At 64.7% G+C, this 21,588-nt stretch carries 14 protein-coding genes, 4 tRNA genes and 7 pseudogenes; 14 read left to right on the top strand and 11 right to left on the bottom strand.

From position 1 onward, the window contains the following. Positions 1-9 precede the first annotated feature (9 nt). Positions 10-522, top strand: a pseudogene (locus tag JGR78_RS18420) (ABC transporter substrate-binding protein); the annotation flags it as partial. A gap of 35 nt (positions 523-557) precedes the next feature. Here JGR78_RS18420 and JGR78_RS18120 read toward each other — a convergent pair. Further along, positions 558-722, bottom strand: a complete 165-nt coding sequence (locus tag JGR78_RS18120; RefSeq protein ID WP_234450913.1) for a hypothetical protein — start codon at positions 720-722, stop codon at positions 558-560. Between the two features lie 8 nt (positions 723-730). Here JGR78_RS18120 and JGR78_RS18115 point away from each other — a divergent pair, with 8 nt between their 5' ends. The 6 genes from JGR78_RS18115 (at position 731) to JGR78_RS07495 (ending at position 3,190) form a co-directional block, all read left to right on the top strand. After that, positions 731-940 (top strand): hypothetical protein, encoded by a 210-nt coding sequence (locus JGR78_RS18115; protein ID WP_234450912.1) that lies wholly within the window; start codon positions 731-733, stop codon positions 938-940. Positions 941-1,041: 101 nt separating this feature from the next. Continuing rightward, entirely contained in the window at positions 1,042-1,455 is a 414-nt protein-coding gene (locus JGR78_RS18110; RefSeq protein ID WP_234450911.1) for a hypothetical protein, read from the top strand. Positions 1,456-1,471: 16 nt separating this feature from the next. After that, positions 1,472-1,714, top strand: coding sequence for a benzoate/H(+) symporter BenE family transporter (locus JGR78_RS18415; RefSeq protein WP_182805949.1), 243 nt, complete (start codon positions 1,472-1,474; stop codon positions 1,712-1,714). Further along, entirely contained in the window at positions 1,651-2,196 is a 546-nt protein-coding gene (locus JGR78_RS07505; protein ID WP_182805952.1) for a benzoate/H(+) symporter BenE family transporter, read from the top strand. The genes JGR78_RS18415 and JGR78_RS07505 overlap by 64 nt, the downstream gene beginning before the upstream one ends. After that, on the top strand, positions 2,190-2,306 hold the full coding sequence (locus tag JGR78_RS18410; protein ID WP_182805954.1) for a benzoate/H(+) symporter BenE family transporter: 117 nt from the start codon (positions 2,190-2,192) through the stop codon (positions 2,304-2,306). Before JGR78_RS07505 ends, JGR78_RS18410 begins: the two co-directional genes overlap by 7 nt. A 29-nt stretch (positions 2,307-2,335) precedes the next feature. Beyond that, on the top strand, positions 2,336-3,190 hold the full coding sequence (locus JGR78_RS07495) for a 3-keto-5-aminohexanoate cleavage protein (RefSeq protein ID WP_182805956.1): 855 nt from the start codon (positions 2,336-2,338) through the stop codon (positions 3,188-3,190). A 391-nt stretch (positions 3,191-3,581) separates the two neighbouring features. Here the strand turns inward: JGR78_RS07495 and JGR78_RS07490 are convergent. The 4 genes from JGR78_RS07490 to JGR78_RS07475 all read right to left on the bottom strand — a co-directional run bounded on the left by JGR78_RS07490 (position 3,582) and on the right by JGR78_RS07475 (position 8,428). Next, positions 3,582-3,656: transfer RNA gene (locus tag JGR78_RS07490), tRNA-Val, on the bottom strand. Between the two features lie 211 nt (positions 3,657-3,867). After that, a tRNA-Val gene (locus tag JGR78_RS07485) sits at positions 3,868-3,942 on the bottom strand. 572 nt (positions 3,943-4,514) lie between these two features. Continuing rightward, a complete protein-coding gene (lon, locus tag JGR78_RS07480) occupies positions 4,515-6,932 on the bottom strand; it encodes an endopeptidase La (protein WP_182793581.1) in 2,418 nt (805 codons plus the stop codon). A 158-nt stretch (positions 6,933-7,090) separates the two neighbouring features. Next, complete coding sequence (locus JGR78_RS07475; protein WP_182793582.1) at positions 7,091-8,428, bottom strand: ATP-binding protein; 1,338 nt, start codon at positions 8,426-8,428, stop codon at positions 7,091-7,093. Between the two features lie 46 nt (positions 8,429-8,474). On the opposite strand from JGR78_RS07475, the gene JGR78_RS07470 reads away from it, so the two are divergent. Further along, on the top strand, positions 8,475-9,335 hold the full coding sequence (locus JGR78_RS07470; protein ID WP_182805960.1) for an MBL fold metallo-hydrolase: 861 nt from the start codon (positions 8,475-8,477) through the stop codon (positions 9,333-9,335). A gap of 72 nt (positions 9,336-9,407) precedes the next feature. Beyond that, positions 9,408-9,482 (top strand) — tRNA-Asn (locus JGR78_RS07465). A gap of 118 nt (positions 9,483-9,600) precedes the next feature. Here the strand turns inward: JGR78_RS07465 and istB are convergent. Further along, positions 9,601-10,394: pseudogene (istB, locus tag JGR78_RS07460) on the bottom strand (IS21-like element helper ATPase IstB). After that, positions 10,384-11,924: pseudogene (gene istA, locus JGR78_RS07455) on the bottom strand (IS21 family transposase). The pseudogenes istB and istA overlap by 11 nt, the downstream one beginning before the upstream one ends. Between istA and JGR78_RS07450 the strand changes: the two are divergent. Beyond that, a complete protein-coding gene (locus JGR78_RS07450) occupies positions 11,925-13,241 on the top strand; it encodes a TIGR00366 family protein (protein ID WP_256435036.1) in 1,317 nt (438 codons plus the stop codon). Positions 13,242-13,341: 100 nt separating this feature from the next. On the opposite strand, the pseudogene JGR78_RS07445 reads toward JGR78_RS07450, so the two are convergent. Continuing rightward, positions 13,342-13,563, bottom strand: a pseudogene (locus JGR78_RS07445) (IS6 family transposase); the annotation flags it as partial. A 364-nt stretch (positions 13,564-13,927) separates the two neighbouring features. On the opposite strand from JGR78_RS07445, the pseudogene JGR78_RS07440 reads away from it, so the two are divergent. Further along, positions 13,928-15,098, top strand: a pseudogene (locus tag JGR78_RS07440) (IS3 family transposase). 786 nt (positions 15,099-15,884) lie between these two features. After that, positions 15,885-17,068: pseudogene (locus JGR78_RS07435) on the top strand (IS3 family transposase). Between the two features lie 228 nt (positions 17,069-17,296). Here JGR78_RS07435 and JGR78_RS07430 read toward each other — a convergent pair. Continuing rightward, positions 17,297-17,668, bottom strand: coding sequence for a hypothetical protein (locus JGR78_RS07430; protein WP_182793958.1), 372 nt, complete (start codon positions 17,666-17,668; stop codon positions 17,297-17,299). Between the two features lie 609 nt (positions 17,669-18,277). Here JGR78_RS07430 and JGR78_RS07425 point away from each other — a divergent pair. Together JGR78_RS07425 and JGR78_RS07420 are read left to right on the top strand one after the other, a co-directional pair. Then, positions 18,278-18,991, top strand: a pseudogene (locus tag JGR78_RS07425) (IS701 family transposase); the annotation flags it as partial. 132 nt (positions 18,992-19,123) lie between these two features. Further along, positions 19,124-19,213 (top strand) — tRNA-Ser (locus tag JGR78_RS07420). A gap of 62 nt (positions 19,214-19,275) precedes the next feature. Here the strand turns inward: JGR78_RS07420 and JGR78_RS07415 are convergent. Both JGR78_RS07415 and JGR78_RS07410 read right to left on the bottom strand, forming a co-directional pair. Next, a complete protein-coding gene (locus JGR78_RS07415; RefSeq protein ID WP_256435060.1) occupies positions 19,276-20,616 on the bottom strand; it encodes an IS701 family transposase in 1,341 nt (446 codons plus the stop codon). Between the two features lie 65 nt (positions 20,617-20,681). Next, a protein-coding gene (locus JGR78_RS07410) for an IS5 family transposase (protein WP_200559300.1) occupies positions 20,682-21,481 on the bottom strand; the annotation gives its coding sequence in 2 pieces (ribosomal slippage) (positions 20,682-21,148 and positions 21,148-21,481; 801 coding nt in all). Positions 21,482-21,588 lie beyond the last annotated feature (107 nt).

Below are 21,588 nucleotides of genomic sequence, written 5' to 3'. Positions count from 1 at the left end.
CAGGCGGTCCATGCCTTCAATGCGGGCGGCAAGGCAATTTCCTTCGTCGAGCAATATGACAGCTTCGGGATGAAGGAGGCGCTGCCGCTGCATGGCGCGGGCTTCCTGACTTCGCTGCTCTACGTGGACGCACAGGGGCCTGCGGCCGAGGGCGTGGTGACGGCGCTGCATTATGTCTCCACCCTTGGGAACGAGGTCAACAGGCAGTTCGCCGAGGCCTTCAAGGCCAAGGCCGGGCACCCGCCCTCGGAATACGCGGTCCACTGCTATGACGCCACCAGTGCGCTGACCGAGGCCGTGAAATCCGGTGCGACCGACCGCGAATCTCTGGGCGCTGCGCTGCAGAAGACGAGCTTCGACGGACCCCGCGGCGCGACCGCGATCGACCCTGCCACCAACAACATCGTCCAGCCGATCTATGTCTGTAAGATGGTCGCGTGCGAAGGCGTGCGCAGACCCAAAAGGTGCTGGCGGAACTGCCCGCCGCGGCCGACCCGGCCAACGGCTGCCAGATGGCGCTGATGAACTGATCCGGTGGCCTGCCTGAAGCAAACGCTTCAAGGCAGGGCCTTTCCACTTGGGGAGGATACGCCATGCAGGCCGATCTCGGCCTCCAGGTGCTGAGGAGGCTGATCGCGCTTCAGCTTCCCATGCTGATGTTTCTGATGTCGGTTGGCCTGACGGTGATCTTCCGGCTGATGCACCTCGTCAATCTGGCGCATGGCTGGCTTTGCGCGCTGGGCGCCTATGCGGCGGCGACCGCAAGGCCGCGATCGGCTTCTGGGGCGGGCTGGTGGTCGCGCCGCTGGCGGTCACGGCGCCGGGCGAGGTGCTGTATCTGGTCTTCATCCGCAAAATGCGACGGGTGGGGCTGAGGGCGCAGGTGCTGGTGACCTTCGGCCTGATCTTCGTCGTGCTGGATCTGACGCGCATCAGCTAGGGCTCGTATGCCTTGTCCGCCGCGATCCCGGCCGTGCTGGACGGGCGGCTTACGATCCTTGGCGTCGAATACCCGACCTGCCGCGTGTTCGTAATCACGCTGTGGCTGGCGATATGGGGGCGCTGGCGCTGGTCTTGGGCCGCGCCCAGATCATCGAGATGATCCGCGCGGGTGTGAACAACGATTCAATGGCCGCCTGCATGGGCATCGACGTGGGACGGATGTGCTTCTGCGACAGCTGCGACAGCTGCGCGCTGGCCGGGCTGGCGGGCGCGGCGCCGCTGCTGTCGGTGACGCCCGACATGGGGCTGAAAATCCTGATCCCGACGCTGATCGTGATCGTTATCGGAAGGCTCGGCAGCCTGAAAGGCGCGATCGCGGGGTCGCTTATCTACGGGGTCGTGCAGACCTTCGGCGCGGTGCTGTTCCCGCAACTCGCCTCGATCCTCCTCTACGGGCTTCTGACCGCGGTGCTGATCCTGCGACCGGCGGGCCTGTTCCTGGCAAAGGGCTGATCCAATGTTCCGACACATGAGCCTGCGCTTCCGGATCACGGGACTTTTCGACCGGATCGTGGCGGCGATCCCGAAACCCGCCGCCAAGGGCATGATGGCCGGCATCCTTTTCGGCTTCGCCCCGTCGGCGATGGGCGCGATCGGGACCGCGCCGCTGATCTTTGCGGTGCTGGTCGTCACCTGCCTGGTCTTTTCGTGCTGCTGCCGCGCTATGCCGTGGTCGTCATGCTGGCGGTCGGCCTGCTGCTGGCCTGGCTGATCAAGGGCGTGCCCATGGGCGATGTCCGCGCCACGCTGGCCCGGCCCGCGCTGACTTGGCCCAGATTCTCGGCCCCGGCGCTGGCGGGACTTGCGCCGCCTCTTATCCTGACCACCCTGATGGGCCAGTTCCTGCCCGGCACGGCGATCCTGCGGGCCAACGGCTATGATGTCGCCGCGCGCCCGGTGGTCGCGCTCTGGGCGCTGGCCTCGCTGCCCTCGGGGCTGTTGGGGGGATCACCACGACGCCCACCCGGACATGGGCACCGCTATGCCGCGGTGGGCGCCTGCGGGGCGTTCTTCCTGCTGGACAGGCTGCTTGCCGGAACCATCGCGCAGTTGCTGAAGCATCTGCCGGTGGCGGTGATCGCGCTGCTGGCGGGCCTTGCCCTGCTGGGAGCCATCATGAAAAGCCTTGCCGAACGCTGTTCCCCGAGGGCAGCCCGGCCGACTGGCAGGCGGGGCTTCTCGCCTTCATGGTGACCACCTCGGGCGTGTCGGTGATGGGCATCGGTTCGGCCTTCTGGGGCGTTGTCGTGGGAATCGCCGCCGTCGGCCTTTCCGCGCTGGCGGCCCGGGTGAAGCGAGCATGACGACGCATCGGACAAGGGAAACGGAAACCATGACCCAGACGACCACAGCCACCGACAATCCCTGCATCATCTGCGTGGCGATTACCGGCAGTCTGCCGACCAAGGAGAACAACCCGGCGGTGCCGATCACCATCGCCGAACAGATCGAATCCACGCAGGAGGCCTTCGAGGCGGGCGCCACCATTGCCCACTGCCATGTCCGCGACGATGACGGAAAGCCGACCTCGGACCCCGAGCGGTTCGCCCGGCTGAAGGAAGGGCTGGAAAAGCACTGCCCCGGCCTGATCGTCCAGCTTTCGACCGGCGGGCGGTCGGGTGCCGGACAGACCCGCGGCGGCATGCTGCCGCTGCGGCCCGACATGGCGTCACTGTCGGTCGGCTCGAACAACTTTCCCACCCGCGTCTACGAGAACCCGCCGGACCTTGTGGACTGGCTCGCGTCCGAGATGCTGCGCTATGACATCAAGCCCGAGATCGAGGCTTTCGACCTCAGCCATATCGTGCAGGCGGCCCGGATGGCGCAGGACGGTCGGCTCAAGGGACCGCTTTACGTCCAGTTCGTCATGGGGGTGAAGAACGCCATGCCCGCCGACGAGCCGATCTTCGATTTCTACATCGAGACGCTGAAGCGCCTGGCGCCTGACGCGCAATGGTGCGCCGCGGGGATCGGGGCGGATCAGCTGCGGATCAACGAATGGGCGGTGGCGAAAGGCGGCCATACCCGCACGGGGATGGAGGACAACGTCCGGCTGGATCGCGACCGGCTTGCGCCGTCCAACGCGGCGCTGGTCCGGCGGGTGGTCGGTCTGTGCGAGCGCCACGGCCGCCCCGTCGCGACCTGGCAGCAGGCCCGCTCGATCCTGGGGCTGCGGGACGCCGCCTGATCCGACGGCGATGTGCTGTGCCAGCCGCAGCAGCATCGCCGCCTTGCCCGTGGAAGGGCGGAGCTTGCCTTCGGTGTGGTTGCAGGGTGCGGTCCGGTCTGACTGTTGCTCCACTTTTCCGGGGCCGAGGGGTTGGATCGGGATGGCTCTGAAAATCCCGTCTTGAGCATCAGTCGGCCTGATGGCGACAGTGGGGCGCATGACAGGCTGGTCGGGGTTCTGTCAGATTATGGAACGGCTTGCGAAGGTTTCGGCACAGGGCGATCAACAGGCGACAATGTTGCGGTTCTGGCTACGTGAAGCCGCCGGAAATCTTCCGCGTGCAGGCTCGGTCATCTTCGGAAAGCCGCTGGCAGGCTGAAGTTCGACCGGGTCCAGGAGAATGGAAAATTGGTGGGGCGGGAGGGGATCGAACCCCCGGCCAACGGCGTGTAAAGCCGTCGCTCTACCGCTGAGCTACCGCCCCGCTGCCGGTTCAATGAACCGTTGGCATGAGGGTGTAAAGGGCCTGCACTTGATGAATGCAGGGGGATGGATGGCAAGGCGGACCTGCAGCAATCCGGTCTGACGCCGAACAGGGATGCCCTGCAGGCCGCGGTTGGCGCTAATGGGGCATGATCAAGGCAGATCGGTCAAGGAAAAGGACCGCCTGCGCTGGCGCGGACGGTCCTGAATGATGGTGGGCGATAACGGATTTGAACCGCTGACATCTTCGATGTGAACGAAGCGCTCTACCGCTGAGCTAATCGCCCGGTGCCGCGCTAGATAGCGTCCTCGACTAGCGACGGCAAGCCCTTTCTGCGGGGGTCGCGGCCGGTGCCCGACGCCGCGCCGGAACCTCGATGCGTATGCCGTTTTCCCGCAATTCGACCGTGCATTGCGGAAAGAGGGCAGGGCCATGGCCTTGCCCCCGTCGGTCAAGCCTCGGGGCACGGTTCGGCCACGTCTTGATGACGCCGCAGGTCCGGGCGGGAGGGGGAACCTCGACCGCCACATGGGCCGGGCTGTCGCGCTTGTGCAGGACTCTGGTGGGGACAGCACCAGCTTGCGGCGCGGGATCGGAACGAGAGCTTTCTTGCAAGTCACCTTGCGGCGATCATGACAGAACCTGTCCTTCCGGCATTCTCGAATGCGGATAAGCCCGGAACCTGCTGCACGGCGGCAAACCATCAGGGTCGGAACAGATAGTTGAGCGATACGGGTTCCACAACGGATCGGCAGTAGCCGAAGCCGCATGGAATAAACTTTTCCTGCAGCGTGCAAACGGAAACACGCGCCCGATCGGGGCGCGTGTCTGCATTTTCATCACCGCTTTCGCAGTGGGTCAGTGTGCCGTCGGGCCGCTCAGGGGAAGGTCGGCGCGCAGGGCAGCAAGGCGCTTGACCTCGGCGGCCTCGTAAGCCGCCTCGTCCCATTCCACCGGCTCGGGCATCCGCACCAAGGCGTGGCGCAGCACCTCGCGGACATTCGAGACGGGGATGAGCGTCAGCCCCTCCTTCACGTTCGCCGGGATGTCGGCCAAGTCCTTCTCGTTCTCCTCGGGGATCAGCACCGTCTTGATGCCGCCCCGAAGCGCCGCGAGAAGCTTTTCCTTCAGCCCGCCGATGGGCAGCGCGTTGCCGCGCAGCGTGACCTCGCCGGTCATGGCGATATCCTTGCGGACCGGGATGCCGGTCATCACCGACACCACCGAGGTCACCATGGCCAGACCCGCCGAAGGCCCGTCCTTGGGCGTCGCGCCTTCCGGGACGTGGACGTGGATGTCGCGCTTGGAGAACTCGGGCGGGCTGATGCCCAGTTCGGGCGCAACCGACCGGACGAAGCTTGCGGCCGCGTCGATCGATTCCTTCATCACGTCGCCCAGTTTCCCGGTCGTCTTCATCACGCCCTTGCCGGGCAGCTTCAGCGCCTCGATCTGCAGCAGATCGCCGCCCGCCTGGGTATAGGCCAGACCCGTCACCACGCCGACCTGATCCTCCTTCTCGGCCAAGCCGTAGCGGTGGCGGCGGACGCCCAAGTATTCCTCGGCCTTCTCGGGTGTGACCTCGACCGACGTGACCTTGCCCTTGAGGATCTCGGTCACGGCCTTGCGGGCCAGCTTGGCGATTTCACGCTCCAGCGACCGCACCCCGGCTTCCCGCGTGTAGTAGCGGATCACATGGGTCAGCGCCTCGTCGGAAACCGAGAACTCGCCCTTCCTCAGACCGTTCGCCTTGATCTGCTTGGGCAGCAGGTGCCCGCGGGCGATCTCGCGCTTTTCGTCCTCGGTGTAGCCGGCCAGCGGGATGATCTCCATCCGGTCCAAGAGCGGCCCTGGCATGTTGTAGCTGTTGGCCGTGGTCAGGAACATCACGTTGGACAGGTCGTATTCCACCTCGAGATAGTGGTCCACGAAAGTCGCGTTCTGTTCTGGGTCCAGCACCTCCAGCATCGCCGAGGCCGGGTCGCCACGGAAGTCCTGACCCATCTTGTCGATCTCGTCGAGCAGGATCAGCGGGTTCGTGGTCTTGGCCTTCTTCAGCGCCTGGATGATCTTGCCGGGCATCGAGCCGATATAGGTCCGCCGGTGGCCCCGGATCTCGGATTCGTCGCGCACGCCGCCAAGCGAGATGCGGATGAACTCGCGCCCCGTGGCCTTCGCCACCGAACGGCCGAGCGAGGTCTTGCCGACGCCGGGCGGGCCGACGAGGCAGAGGATCGGGCCCTTCAGCTTGTCCGAGCGGTTCTGCACGGCAAGATACTCGACGATCCGTTCCTTGACTTTTTCAAGGCCGTAGTGGTCGGCGTCCAGCACCCGTTCGGCGGCCGCAAGGTCACGCTTGGTGCGCGACTTGACGCCCCAGGGCAGCGACAGCAGCCAGTCGAGATAGTTGCGGCTGACCGTGGCCTCGGCCGACATCGGCGACATCGACTTCAGCTTCTTCAGCTCGGCCTGCGCCTTTTCGCGCGCCTCCTTGCTGAACTTGGTCTTCTCGATCTTCTCTTCCAGCTCGGCGAGTTCGTTCTGGCCTTCGTCGCCATCGCCCAGCTCGCGCTGGATCGCCTTCATCTGCTCGTTGAGGTAATATTCGCGCTGCGTCTTCTCCATCTGGGTCTTGACGCGCGACTTGATCTTCTTCTCGACCTGCAGGACCGACATCTCGCCCTGCATCAGGCCATAGACCTTCTCAAGCCGCTCGGCGACGTCCAGCGTTTCCAGCAGTTCCTGCTTGCGGGCCACGTCGATCCCGAGATGCCCCGACACGAGGTCGGCCAGCCGGTGGGCGTCGCGTGCCTCGGCAACCGAGGTGACGGCTTCCTCGGGGATGTTCTTGCGGACCTTGACGTAACGCTCGAACTCTTCCGCAACGGTGCGGATCAGGGCGATGACGCTTTCGGCGTCGCCCTCGGTCTCGGCCAACGGTTCGGCAGAGGCCTGGAAATAGTCCTCGTTGGCAACGAATCCGGTGATCCGCACACGCTTCTGCCCCTCGACCAGCACCTTCACGGTGCCATCGGGCAGCTTCAGCAGTTGCAGCACATTCGCCAGCACGCCGGTCGTGAAGATGCCGTCGGTTTCCGGCTCGTCCACCGAGGCGTCCTTCTGGGCAGCCAGAAGGATCGGACGGTCCGCTTCCATCACGGCTTCCAGCGCGCGGACCGATTTTTCGCGGCCCACGAACAGCGGCACGATCATGTGGGGGAAGACCACGATGTCGCGCAGCGGAAGCACCGGATAGGTGGCCTGGGTCGTGTCGTTCATGAAGTATCCTTTCGTGCCCGGACCGGCGGCCCCCATAGAACAGGCAGCGCGCCGGGCCTGCTTGGGACATATCTAGGAACCGCAGGCTTCTGCTGCAATGGCCCATCCGGGGACGCTGCGTTCCGACTTTCGGGGCATTTTATCGACAAGGACGAGACTCAGCGGGGAATCACGATCTCGGCCCTGAGCCCGCCCAGCCGGGCCTCGCTCAGGCGCAATTCGCCCCCGTGGGCGCGGGCGATGTCGGCGGCGATGGCAAGCCCCAGCCCCGCCCCCTGTCCCCGGTCCTGGTTGCGGGCCGCATCCAGCCGCACGAAGGGCCGGACCGCTTCCTCGCGCCGCTCGGGGGGGATGCCGGGGCCGTCATCCTCGACCGCGATGCGCAGGCTGCGCGAGGTCAGGACGGCCTCGACCTCGGCCCGAGAGCCGTAGCGCACGGCGTTGCCGACCAGGTTCCCGACCGCGCGGCGCAGTGCCTGCGGACGGATGACGGCGGTGGCGTCGGCGCTGTCCGAAGCAAAGCGGGTCAGCCTGACCGGCTGGCCGCCGCGCTGCGCGTCGCCCACGATCCCGTCCAGGAAATCGCGCATCGCCACCGTCTCGGGTCCGCCGTCCTGCGCCTCGGTCCGCGCGTGGTCCAGGAAGGCGTCGATCATCGTCCCCATCTCGGCCACGTCGCGTTCCATGTCGGCGATCTCGTCGCGTTCCGGGGGCAGGTCGGGGCCGAGCATCGACAACCCCAGCCGCAGGCGCGTCAGCGGCGTGCGCAAGTCATGGCTGATCCCCGACAGCATCATCCTGCGCTGCTCGTTCTGCCGCTCGATCCGTGCCCGCATCTCGACAAAGGCGCGGCCGGCGCTGCGGACCTCTGACGCACCAGCGGGGCGATAGGGCTTGACCTGCCCCCGCCCGTAGGCGTCGGCCGCATCGGCCAGCCGCCGGATCGGCCGCAACTGGTTGCGCAGGAAGACCGAGGCGATGGCCGTCATCAGCAGCGACGTCGCCACCATCAGCACCAGCAACTGGTGCGGGTTGGAAGGCGTCAGCCGCCGCCGCGGCAGTTCCAGCAGGAAGGGGCGGGGGCCGCCGACCAGCACCCTGACCCGCCGCAGGTCCCACAGGTCCACAGCCTCGACCGCAGGCAGGCGCCGGTGCATCTCGGCGATCACCACCCGGCCCGAAAAGTCGTAGAACCGGCGCCGCTCCTCGATGCCCCCAGGCGGGGGCAGTTCCAGCGTCAGGCCCAGTGGCACCGCGATCTCCTGCCCGGCGATCAGCGCCTGTGGGCCGTCGGGGGCAGACAGCACCCGGTCGGTGACCAGCGCGACCTCGGCCGCGGCGGTTTCCACCATCTGCTGCGTCACATCCTCGAAATGGCGTTGCAGGAACATGACCGTGACAACCAGCGTGATGACCACCACCGGCAGGAACAGGATCAGCGCCGCTCGTCCGTAAAGGCCGCGCGGCAGAAGATGCTTGAGCCAACTGGAAACCATGCTTGCCTCGCTTGCGTCCGGCCCGGCGCCGGTCCAGCCTAGGGGGATGAGCGAGACAGCGAAAGTGCGGGTGCTGCGTGCCCCCAACCCGTCGGCCATGACCGGACCGGGGACCAACAGCTTCCTGATCGGCGAGGAGGAGGTGGCCGTCATCGACCCCGGCCCCGACGATCCGGCGCATATCCGGGCGATCCTCGACACGGCCGAAGGGCGGATCTCGCATATCCTGCTGACCCACGCGCATCTGGATCACTCGGCCGGGGTCGCGCGGCTGGCACAGGCGACCGGAGCGCCCGTCTTTGCCTTCGGCCCTGCCATCGCCGGCCGCTCTCCGACCATGGAACGCTTGGCCGCGACCGGGCTGGTCGCAGGCGGCGAAGGCATCGACACGGCCTTCCAGCCCGACATCACCCTGCGCCATGGCGAGGTCCTGCAATCCTCGGACTGGACCATCGAGGCCCTGCACACCCCCGGCCACATCGGCAGCCACCTGAGCTTCCGCCTGGACGACGCGATCTTCTGCGGCGACCTGGTGATGGGATGGAGTACGACGCTGATCTCGCCCCCCGAAGGCGACCTGGTGGATTTCCTGCGCTCGCTGGATCTGCTGGGGCGGCTCGCCCCGCGTATCCTCTACCCTGCCCACGGCGATCCGGTGGCCAATCCCCCACAGCGGCTTGCAGAGCTTGCCGCCCACCGCCGCGCCCGCAGCGCCCAGATCATGGCCGCGCTGAGCCTTGGCCCGCAGACCGCGCGTGACCTTGCCGCCCGCATCTACGACATCCCCCCCGCCCTGGTGCCCGCCGCCGAGCGCAACGTGCTGGCCCATCTGCTGGCCTTGTGGGACCTGGGCGCGGTCCTCTGCGAAGGCCCGCCTGCCGCAGGTGCGGTCTGGCGCATCGCCTGATGGCGAACGGATAAAATTCTTCCCGAAGCCTCTGGACGCCCCCGAACGCGGGTGCTAGATGCCCTCCCGTGTTCCGGCGTAGCTCAGCGGTAGAGCAGTTGACTGTTAATCAATTGGTCGTAGGTTCGATCCCTACCGCCGGAGCCAAAATCCAGACAACTTCAACGTATTACGATGCGAATGAAGTTTGTGTGTTGATTTCCACTCGGAACTGACCCGGGTTTTCCATCGAGAACTGACCCACCCTCAGGTTATGTTTCGTGGGTTAGGCTTGGGTCAAGGCATGGCCGGCCTCCTTGGTTTTCCTGGCTGCTGCGGCTGAGCTTGCCTTGAAGCGGAAGCTGTCGTTTCCGGTCTCCAGGATGTGGCAGCGGTGGGTGAGGCGATCGAGCAGCGCGGTGGTCATTTTGGCATCGCCGAAGACGGTGGCCCATTCGCTGAAGCTCAGGTTGGTGGTGATGACAACGCTGGTGCGCTCATAGAGCTTGCTCAGAAGGTGGAAGAGCAGCGCACCGCCTGAAGCGCTGAACGGCAAGTAGCCCAGTTCGTCCAGGATCACGAGATCGAGCCGGGTCAATCCCTCCGCGATCTGGCCCGCCTTGCCCTTGGTTTTCTCCTGCTCGAGGGCATTGACGAGTTCGATGGTGGAGAAGAAGCGGACCTTCCGGCGGTGGTGTTCGATGGCCTGGATGCCCAGGGCGGTTGCGACATGGGTCTTGCCGGTGCCCGGCCCCCGATCAGCACGACATTCTGCGCGCCGTCGATGAACTCGCAGCGGTGGAGCTGGCGCACCGTGACCTCGTTGATCTCGCTGGCAGCGAAGTCGAAGCCCGAGAGATCCTTGTAGGCCGGGAAGCGCGCGGCCTTCATGTGATAGGCAATGGAGCGCACTTCGCGTTCCGCCAGTTCGGCCTTCAGCAGCTGGGACAGGATCGGCACGGCTGTCTCGAATGCCGGCGCCCCCTGTTCGATCAGGTCGGTGACGGCCTGGGCCATGCCGTGCATCTTCAGGCTGCGGAGCATGATGACGATGGCGCCGCTGGCGGGATCATGACGCATGGCGGTCTCCGATCTGCGCCCGCAGGTCGTCATAGCGTTCGACATTGGCCTTCGGCTCATGGCGCAGGATCAGCGCCTCCGGTGTGTCGATGTTCGGGCCGCCGGTCGTCTTGCCATCGATCAGCCTGTGCAGGAGATTCAACACATGGGTCTTGGTCGCGACGCCTTCGGCCAGGGCCATTTCCACAGCAACCAGCACAGCCTGTTCATCATGCTGCAGGACCAGCGCCAGGATATCGACCATCTCGCGATCGCCACCGGGTCGTCGCAGCATCTGGTCCTGCAACTGTCGGAAGGCCGCGGGCAGTTCCGCGAAGGGCGCACCGTTCCTGAGGGCACCCGGCTTGCGCTGGATGACGGCCAGATAATGCCGCCAGTCATAGATCGTGCGAGGCGGCAGGTGATGGGACCGCTGGATCACCCGCCCATGTTCGCACAGGATCTGTCCCTCGGCGGCAACCACCAGCCGATCCGGGTAGACCCTGAGGCTGACAGGACGGTTGGCAAAGGACGCCGGCACGCTGTAGCGGTTGCGCTCGAAGCTGATCAGGCAGGTGGGTGAGACACGCTTGCTCCGCTCGACGAAGCCGTCGAAGGCAGGCGGCAGCGGCATCAGCGCGGCCTGTTCTTCGGCCCAGGCGTCGGCGACGGTTCCGGGCAGAACCCCGTGCGGGATCTCGCGCCACAACTCCAGGCAGCGCCGTTCCAGCCAGGCGTTCAGCGCCGCCAGGTCAGGAAAGTTCGGCATCGGCTGCCACAAACGAGGCCGGGCATCCTGAACGTTCTTCTCGACCTGTCCCTTCTCCCATCCCGCGGCAGGATTGCAGAACTCCGGCTCGAAGACATAGTGGTTGGTCATGGCGAGGAAGCGGATGTTGACCTGCCGTTCCTTGCCGCGGCCAACGCGGTCAACCGCTGTCTTCATGTTATCGTAGATGCCGCGACCCGGCACGCCGCCAAAGACGCGGAACCCGTGCCAATGGGCATCGAACAGCATCTCGTGGGTTTGCAGCAGATAGGCCCGAACCAGGAAGGCCCGGCTGTGTGCCAGCTTGATGTGGGCGACCTGAAGCTTCGTGCGCTCCCCGCCCAGAACCGCGTAGTCCTCGCTCCAATCGAACTGGAACGCCTCGCCCGGACGAAAGACCAAGGGGACGAAGGTGCCGCGGCCCGTCGTCTGCTGCTCGCGCTGCCGGTCCATCCGCCATTGCCGGGCGAAGGCCGCGACAAGGCCGCGACCCGGCCGTAGGAGCCGGTGAAGCCGAGCGCCACGAGGTCGGCATGGAGTTGCTTCAGCGTCCGGCGCTGCTTGCGTGACTTGCCGGCTTCCGTCTTCAGCCACGCCGCCAGCTTCTCGGAAAACGGATCGAGCTTGCTCGGCCGATCAGGCGTCGCGAACCTCGGCTCGATGGTCCCAGCGCTCAGATACTTCCTGATGGTGTTGCGCGACAGGCCGGTCCGCCGTGCGATCTCCCGGATCGGCAGCTTCTCCCGCAACGCCATGCGTCGGATGATGTTCAAAAGTCCCATGTGGATCACTCCATTACCCCCGCCGCGCTCCGCTTTGGGGAAGGTTCACATGGGTCAGTTCTCAGTGGAAATTACGCCCCTACCCGGGTCAGTTCCGGGTGGAAATCAACACTTGTGGCCATAGGTGGCTACGTCGTTGCCATGTCGCCGCCTGTGGAGGCGCTCATGCGCAAGATGGCGACGCTGCCGCGGACCGGACGTGGAGCCGTCGTCTTCATCGGCGTCCTCAGCATCGGGCTTTCACTGATCAACTGGGGCATCGCACTGATCTTCTGTGGTCTCCTGGTCAAGCAGATTGCCCGCCGCCCGGACATGCGCCTCGACTATCGTGCAGCCGGCGCGGCCGCGTATCTTTGCCTTGGTTGCGGCTTTACGCTGGGGATCTCTTCCTCAGCGGCACAGTTGCAGGCCAACTCCTCCAGTATTCCCGAGTCGTTGATGCCGATAACAGGTGTGATCGGATTCGATCAGACCATCCTGACATGGCAGAACATTCTGGTTGTCGTGATCATCACCATCGTCTCGTCGCTGGTCTGCTATTACTCGACGCCGGGAGCGGGGAAGGAAAAGACCGCGGAGGACCTCGGCGTGTCCCTGGAAATGGAGCGTGTTGAAACCAAGCGTCCGACTCGCCCTGGTGACTTTCTCGAGCACAGCCCGATCCTGACAATCCTTGTTGTCGCCCTTGCAAGTGGATGGGCCTTCAAAACCTTTTCATCGGGCAACCCGCTGATCACGATCTCCGGCCTGAACACCTACAACTTCGTCTTCCTCATGCTAGGGATCCTGCTGCACTGGCGTCCTCGGAACTTGATCGATACGTTTTCCCGTGCCATGCCCAGCGCCGCGGGTGTCCTGCTGCAGTTCCCCTTCTATGCGGGGATCGCACAGATCCTGACCAAGGTTACGAACGCACAAGGAGATTCCCTTTCCGACAGGATCTCGCACTGGTTCGTCGGCATCTCGTCAAGTGAGATCGGATTTTCCTATGTCGTCGGGATATATTCGGCCCTGATGGGCTTTTTCATTCCCTCGGCCGGCGGCAAGTGGATCATCGAAGCGCCTTATGTCATGACTGCGGCCAACGAGATAGGCGCTCATCTTGGCTGGACGGTCATGGTCTACAACATCTCCGAGACACTGCCGAACTTCATCAACCCATTCTGGATGCTTCCGCTCCTTGGCATCCTTGGCCTGAAATCGCGGGATCTCATCGGATATACATCGGTGCAGTTTTTCGTTCACGTCCCGATCATGCTGACGCTGGCTGCCGTGTTGATGCCGACATTCACTTATCTGCCGCCGCAGATGCCTTGACGGCCCGACTACGCATTGTTAGCGAAGGTGAAATCTCGTCTCAATACTGTGTTGTCAGACGAATGCGAACTCGTCTTAATGTTTGCAGCGGGACCAGCCTTTAGGCGATGCCCAACTGATGCCACTCGGCGAGAGCGGCGCCTCGGTTGGTCTTGTGGTGCTGGCGCTTGGAGAGGCTGCGGTCCTGGTTGAAATGGTTCGAGACGGAGGCCTGGACGGCGACGAACATCTGGAGGCTGCGCATGCGGCGGAAGCGGAGCATGGCTAGTTCTCGTCGCCTGAATGGCAGATATAAATTTTCGACGCGATTGTTCGCGTGCCGCTCCGAGTGCTCGGCCTTGAATTCGCGGCTGAACTCCCGTCTCGTCATTTGTGATCTCCAGTCCCTTGATCACGATCCTATTACCGTGCCCACGAAACCGGCAGCAGGTCATCGAGCGTGAGCTTGTCCCCGTTCATGGCCGACAAAATCAGACGCGGCGGCATGATGTCACCCAGAACAATCCTGGAGTCGCGAATTCCTATGTCCCGCCAGAAGGCTTTGACCTTCAGGCTTGGCTCGCACGATCCTTCGGTGTCTCGCGCCAGGATCCTATGGCGTCGAGTGGCGGTTTGCCTGCTGACCTTCCCCCCGGAAGCTTTCTCGCTGTGATGTAGAGTCTGCCCCCGCTGAAGGAGCAGAGGCGATGAGGAAAAGCCGCTTCACCGAGGCGCAGATCATCGGGATGATCAAGGAACAGGGTCAACGCACTGCGTTGACGGGACGGCGACGGCGGAGGTGTGCCGCAGGCACGGGCTCAGTCCGGCGACATGTCTCGCAAGCTGAAGGCACGATATGGCGGGATGGATGTGTCCGACGCAAAGCGCCTGAAGCATCTCGGGGACGAGAATGCCAAGCGGAAGCGTCTTCTCGCGGATGCCATGCTCGACAACGTCGTGCTGAAGGATCTGCTGGGAAAGAGATGACGACGCCAATGGCGCGGCGGGATGCGGCGCTCCGGGGGATGCGGGATCACGACCTTTCGCAGCGCCGGGCCTGCGCCCTGGTTGGTGTCGATCCGAAGACGGTGCGGCGCGAGCGGCCGCCCGACAACCCGGAAATCCGCAAGGCGATGGCCAAGATCGCCGAGAAGCGCCGCAGGTTCGGCTATCGCCGGATCGGCATCCTGCTCGAGCGCAAGGGCATGACCATGAACCACAAGAAGCTCTGCCGCCTGTATCGCGCGGAATGCCTGTCGGTCCGGCGCAGGCGTGGCCGCAAGCGCGCCCGTGGGAGCCGATCGCCAGTGCCGGAGGCCTTGCGCCCCAACCAGCGCTGGTCGATGGGCTTTCGTGTCGGACACCTTCGGAGCATCGCGCCGGTTCCGCGTCCCGGCCGTGAACGACGATTGCTGCCGTGAGAACCTCGCCCTGGTCGCCGACACCAGCCTCTCCGGCGCCCGCGTCGCGCGGGAGCGGGACGCGCTGCTGCGGCTCTACGGCAAGCCCGAGACCATCGTCAGCGACAATGGAACCGAGTTCACCAGCAAGGCCATTCTCAGATGGGCCAAGGACAACGGCGTCGCCTGGCATTACATCGATCCGGGCAAGCCCCAGCAGAATGGCTTCATCGGAAGCTTCAACGGCAGCCTGCGCGACGACTGCCTCAATGAGGAGATCTTCGGCAGCCTGGCCGATGCCCGCTGCAAGCTGGTCCTGTGGCGCTACGACCACAACAACGTCAGGCCGCATTCCTCGCTGGGCGGAATGGCCCCGGCAGACGCGCGCCGGGCACTTGAGCAATCCGTGAACTCCACGCCCGGCGCGCTTGCCCAGCTCGAAACCGACCAATACCAAACCCAGGGACTCTCGTCATGATCGAGAGAGGCCCAGAGGGAAGGTCAATCCCCGAAGTCGCCGGCGAGGTGCAGAACATGTAATTCCATCCGGCCCAGACAATGACAGAAGAATCAGATGCGGCATTACTGTCCGCTTTACCGGTGGCGGTATCGACAAAATGTGCAATCACCTGTTCCGCTGGAGCGACAAGGTGCGAACCATCGCCCCGGAGGCACTGCGCGCCGCTTGGCGCACTCGGATCGACGCGGCCAAACGAGTCCTTGATGGCTGATGAGACCTGACAATGCTGATGATCCGGCGGCAGGCAGATTTCGTCTCGGACCGGCCCAAGCGCTTCCTCGCTTGTCGCTCCTCCGATCATCTGTTTCAGGGGATGAACGATCAGTCGTTGAATGGCGCTGTCGTTCTCCAGTGAGTTCAGGGGAACCGTGAAGAACCACTCCGGAGCATCTGCAGGCCGCCAGCGCAGACCGTCGGAGTGGTATCTTACGCCCACACCATCTTCGTCCATGTTCTCGGCCTCGCCTCCGACGTTTGGAAAATTCTTACTAAAGTAGAACGGTCCCTCATTTGAACCCACATATCCGACCAGAACCTTGGCGCGTTTTCCATGATACCATTCGAGTTCGGACGTATTGCTGGATTTCTGAAATCCGATCGAGATCCAGCCGAATGTCTTCGCTTTCCAGTGGTCGCTTTTTCTGAGTTTGAAATAGTTCCCCCTCAGTCTCGGGCCCAATCTGGACCTTTCCCGGTTCTGTTCCGGTCTTCTGAGAGCGATGCTCACCAGGAAGGAGACTGGATATGGCAGCGACACGCAGCGAGGAGTTCAAGCGGGATGCGGTGCGCATCGCGCTGACCAGCGCTCTGACCCGGGACCCGGGGTCAGGTTGCGTCTGATCTGAGGATCGGGCTTTCGCCCTTGGGCAAATGGGTTCGGGCTGTCGCCGAGGAGGCCGGGGCTCCTGAACAGGACGCCGGTCCGGCTCGCGCGAGAATGAGCGTCTGCGCAAAGGGAACCGCATCCTGCGGGATTTGAGCCGGATCAGGAAACAGTCCGGGGGACTGTTTCCCGACGATTGAGTTCATGGCTGACTATCGCGGCAGCTGACGCGCAGGCGCCTGTGCCAGCTGATGGGGGGGAGAGATCGCGGGCTTCGGGCGTGGAAGCGCCGGCCGCCGCCATATCGCCGAGGGCCCGACATGGTGCTCCTGGCACATATCCGCGATCAGCACCGGTCAAATCTGGGCCGCTACGGTCGGCCTCGCATGACCGAGGAACTGAACGAGCTGGGTCTCGGTGTTGGCCAGTGTCGTGTCGGGCGCGTTCGTCGGAAAACAGTCCCCCGGACTGTTTTCTGACCCTCCTCACTGCGCCAGAACGGCATCCGGGTCGTTCGCAGCGAGCGGCGTTCAAGCGCACCACCGACAGCGATCAGGCCTTCAACATCGCGCCGCACCTGCTGCGAGCCAGGACTTCACCGCGAGGGGGCCGAACCAGAAATGGGCCGGCGACATCCGCCTCATGTCTGGACGCGTGAGGGTTGGGTCTATCTGGCGGCCATCCTTGACCTTTTCTCGCGACGCGGGGTCGGCAGGGCGATCAGGTCGCCTTGGCGACGGCTGAAGCAGGATCTGGCCCTGCGGGCGCTGAACATGGCCATTGCCCTGCGCAGGCCCCCGCCAGGATGCGTCCACCACACGGACCGCGGGTCGCAAACACTGTGCCCATGATTGCCAGAAGATCCTGCGCAGGCGCGAGATGAAGCCATCAATGAGCGGCAAGGGCAATGGTTATGACAACTCGGCCCTCGGGAGCTTCTTCAAATCGCTGAAGGCTGAACTGGTCTGGCGCCGCGACTGGCCCACCCGGCGCGAGGTCGAAATCGCCCTCTTGGAATACATCAACGGCCTCTCACAACCCGCGCCGCAAACACTCGGCACTGGACTGGAAATCACCCGTGGCCTTCGAACAAAGGGCTGCCTGACATGAGCACCTGACCGGAACAAAACCGGGACAGGTCCAGACAGCCCACGAGGGCTACGCGCCGCTATCGCTATTACGTCTCCAACCGGCTCATCTCAGGGCCGCCCGATTCGACCGCCTGGCGCCTGCCCGCGGCGATGCTGCAGACCGGTATCGCAACAGGTATCCGTACGCACTCCGCCCGGCTCCTGCACGAGCACAGGTTGCTCGCCGAATCCGGTATTCTTCGCTACCGCTCGGCTGAAGAACAATTGACGGCAAAGCGGATGCAGAGGCGCGACTGCTTGGATTGATCGCCGAGGGCCAGATCGCCTCCGACCGTCTCGCCCTCCGCTTGTCCTCCGGCGCTGTGGCGGCGCTCTGTGGCTTGGAGCCGGACGACCTTTGTCCCGACGCTCTGGACCTGGCCCTTGCCGTTTCTCTCTGCCGGCGTGGCGCCGGCGCCAAGGTGGTGATCGGTGAGTTCGCCCGTCAGCCGGACCCGAAGCTGGTCGGTGCGCTGATCCGCGGGCATCGCTGGCTCGGTGCCCCGCGTCAGGGCTAGGATCTCGGCCGGCTGGCGCTTGATCCCGGCATCTCCGCCGGCTGTCTGCGCGGGCATCTGCAGCTGGCCTTTCTCGCTCCCGCGATCCAGAGCGCGATCCTCGACGGCACACAGCCCGAGCACCTGACCCTGCACAGTCTGACGCGGCCTGAGATGCCGCCGGACTGGGATCAGCAGTATCCGCGCACCCGTATCTTCCCCGTCTGATCCGCTTCCCTGTTCCTCTCTGCCGCGTCCCTGATCGGGCGGAGCTTGTTCCCTGATGCTGCGTCACCAATTCCCTGTTCCTGCGGGCAGGGAATTCCCGTGCTAAGCCGTTGAAAACTGGAGATCAAACAGCTGCCTGATCCCGCGCCGCCTGCGCTTCTCTCGACAAATTCCCTGTAAATTCCCTGTAAACGGCTGCGGCGGCCGAAAACCGCACGACCGAAAACCCCTCCTGAGACGGGCGCGGGAGATGCGGAGATATCAGGGAGAAAGCCGCGTCTTGGTGCGCGGCGGACCTGCACAAGCCACGGAAATAGCGCAGGTCTTCCTGCGCCTCAGGCGTGAGGTAACGTCAGGTAAGGATGACTTGCTGTGCTGTCAGACAAATGCGAACTCGTCTTAACACTACTCTGCCAGGTTTTGTGGTAGTTCGGGGTGGTGCTCACGGGAGGTGCCGTGATGAGAGCAACCACAAGCCACTGGCGGGCTGCCTATGAGGCTTGGCTCGCACCTTTCCTAGCTCGGCTCGGCAGGGTCGAGCAGCGCCGCTGGGCACCGGTGTATCTTCAGGGGCTGCTCGGGCCGGGCGAGCGCAAGAGCGTCGAGCCAATGGCCGCTCGCGTAGCGCCCGGAGACGTTCAGCAGCTTCACCACTTCATCTCCACCTCGCCTTGGCGCTGTGAGCCGCTCGAGGAGGAGCTGGTGCGGGCCGCCGACCGGCTCGTCGGTGGTCCAGAGGCTGTGCTGATCATCGACGACACCGCCCTGGTCAAGCAGGGGCGACACTCGGTGGGGGTTGCGCGCCAGTATTGCGGCCAACTGGGCAAAAAGGCCAACTGCCAGGCCTTGGTCTCGCTCACGCTGGCGCGCTGCGAGGTTCCGGTCTGTGTGGGCCTGCGTTTGTTCCTGCCTCGCGCCTGGGCCGAGGACGCAGGGCGGCGCGCCCGTGCCGGTGTGCCAGAGGCGATCCCCGGCCGGCCCAAATGGCGGATCGCCCTGGACGAGATCAGTCGCATCCAAGTGGCTGGAGCGCGCTTCGGCGCTGTGCTGGCGGATGCCGAGTACGGCAAGGTGGCAGACTTCCGGCAGAAGCTCTCGGAGCAGGGTCTCACCTGGGCGGTGGGCATTCTGCCGACCCAGACGGTCTATCCTGCCGACGTCATGATTGCTCCGGCTATGAAGGTGGCAGAGTAGTGCTAAGCCGCGGCCCCTGCCGCTTCCCGGCATGGGCAGAGACCGTCGTCGGGCTGGATCGCATCAGCTTGCTTGATCCCGGGCTCGTCCAGCGATAATGCCGCTTGCACAGGAGGCGTGGCAGAGTGGTTTAATGCACCGGTCTTGAAAACCGACGTGGAGGGAACTCCACCGTGGGTTCAAATCCCACCGCCTCCGCCACTCGCCCCAGCGAACGCGTTCTCCCAGCTTAGCTTCGGCTGGGTTTTTGCATTGTTTTAGCACTACTCTGCCACCTTCATAGCCGGAGGTGATAGGGCACGGGCTTGCGGCAGTGGGGACAAAGCCGTGCAAAGGCGCTGAGTGTGGCCGCGAGTTGCCGACGCACCTGCGGCAAGGATGGGGTTGGGGGCGGCCCCGGTCTGGTGGGGGTTTTTTTCTCCAAGCCGCAGATGCTGGAGAAAGGCAAAGGCGATCATCGTCATGAGCGCATGATGGTGCAGGCCCCGCCAACTGCGGCCCTCGAAGTGATCGAGGCCGATCTCCCCTTTCATCTGCTGGTGCATCTGCTCGCAAACCCATCGACGCTTGATCAGCGCCGCCAGGCTCTCCAGAGCGACATCCTCCGCATGATTGCTCAGGTAGTATTTGCGCTCCCCGGAGGTCCGGCGCTCGCACACCAGCCAGGCGGTCTCACCGGGCAGGCGCCGGTTGCGCGAGATCACCGGACCATCGGCCACCCGGACCCGGAGCGCGGCAAAGTCGGCCCTGAGATCGCCTTTGGTGCCGCGCCGCCACGACAGGGTCCGCCAGCATTCGTTCGGCAGGGCGGCCACGACGGCCTGAACGCTGTAGGTCCGGGTGGAAGGCACCGGATGCTTGGGTGGCCGACCGGTCCGTCGCTTCATAGCCGGAGCAATCATGACGTCGGCAGGATAGACCGTCTGGGTCGGCAGAATGCCCACCGCCCAGGTGAGACCCTGCTCCGAGAGCTTCTGCCGGAAGTCTGCCACCTTGCCGTACTCGGCATCCGCCAGCACAGCGCCGAAGCGCGCTCCAGCCACTTGGATGCGACTGATCTCGTCCAGGGCGATCCGCCATTTGGGCCGGCCGGGGATCGCCTCTGGCACACCGGCACGGGCGCGCCGCCCTGCGTCCTCGGCCCAGGCGCGAGGCAGGAACAAACGCAGGCCCACACAGACCGGAACCTCGCAGCGCGCCAGCGTGAGCGAGACCAAGGCCTGGCAGTTGGCCTTTTTGCCCAGTTGGCCGCAATACTGGCGCGCAACCCCCACCGAGTGTCGCCCCTGCTTGACCAGGGCGGTGTCGTCGATGATCAGCACAGCCTCTGGACCACCGACGAGCCGGTCGGCGGCCCGCACCAGCTCCTCCTCGAGCGGCTCACAGCGCCAAGGCGAGGTGGAGATGAAGTGGTGAAGCTGCTGAACGTCTCCGGGCGCTACGCGAGCGGCCATTGGCTCGACGCTCTTGCGCTCGCCCGGCCCGAGCAGCCCCTGAAGATACACCGGTGCCCAGCGGCGCTGCTCGACCCTGCCGAGCCGAGCTAGGAAAGGTGCGAGCCAAGCCTCATAGGCAGCCCGCCAGTGGCTTGTGGTTGCTCTCATCACGGCACCTCCCGTGAGCACCACCCCGAACTACCACAAAACCTGGCAGAGTAGTGTTAGAGCGCCTAACAAAACCTTCTGATCTGGTTGAGGCAGATGAGGGCGCAGCCGAGGATTACGAAGGCCTCGTGGATGTCGGCGCGTCGCTCATAGCGGATAGTCAGACGGCGGAAGCGGTTGAGCCAGGCAAGCGTTCGTTCGACGACCCAGCGGTGGCAGCCCAACCTCTCGCTGCTGTCCACTGTCCGCCGAGCAATGCGGGGCATGATCGCGCGGGCGCGGCATTCGGACCGGCAACGATGGTTATCGTAAGCCTTGTCGGCGTGGAGCTTGTCGGGGCGCTTGCGCGGGCGGCCGCGACCGTGGCGCACGCCCGGCACGGCATCGAGGGTGGGCGCCAGCATCAGGCTGTCATGCCGGTTGGCTGGACTCAGGCGCACCCCGAGCGGGGTGCCTCTCCGGTCGACCACAAGATGGCGCTTCGTGCCTGGTTTGCCGCGATCCGTCGGGTTCGGGCCGATCTCGGTGCCCCCCTTTTGGCCGCCACGGCGGCGCTGTCGAGGGAGGCCCGGCTCCAGTCCAGATGTCCGGCATCCGATAGGCGCTCCAGCAGCATGCGGTGGAGCCCAGCCCAGATGCCGGCCGCTTGCCAGTCCCGCAGCCGGCGCCAGCAGGTCATGCCGGAGCAGCCGAACTCGCGCGGCAACATCTCCCAAGGGATGCCGGAGCGGAGCACGAAGAGGATGCCGGCCAAGGCCAGCCGGTCATCGCAGCGGGGACGGCCGCCCTGGGGCTTGGGCCGCGGCCTCGGCAGCAACGGCTCCAGCGCCGCCCACAGATCATCGGATACAAGGGGCTTGCTCATGTCCCCTAACGCACGAGAGGCGGTTTTGTTAGGCGCTCTTAGTGTTTGCAGCAGGGCCGTCTTTCAGGCGGCACCGAGCGGTGACGTCCCAGATGATGGTGTAGCTG

It is taken from the genome of Paracoccus sp. MC1862, assembly GCF_016617715.1.
Taxonomy (GTDB): domain Bacteria; phylum Pseudomonadota; class Alphaproteobacteria; order Rhodobacterales; family Rhodobacteraceae; genus Paracoccus.
The sequence above is the reverse complement of the archived record's forward strand: the minus strand, read 5'-3'. Positions and strand labels throughout refer to the sequence as shown.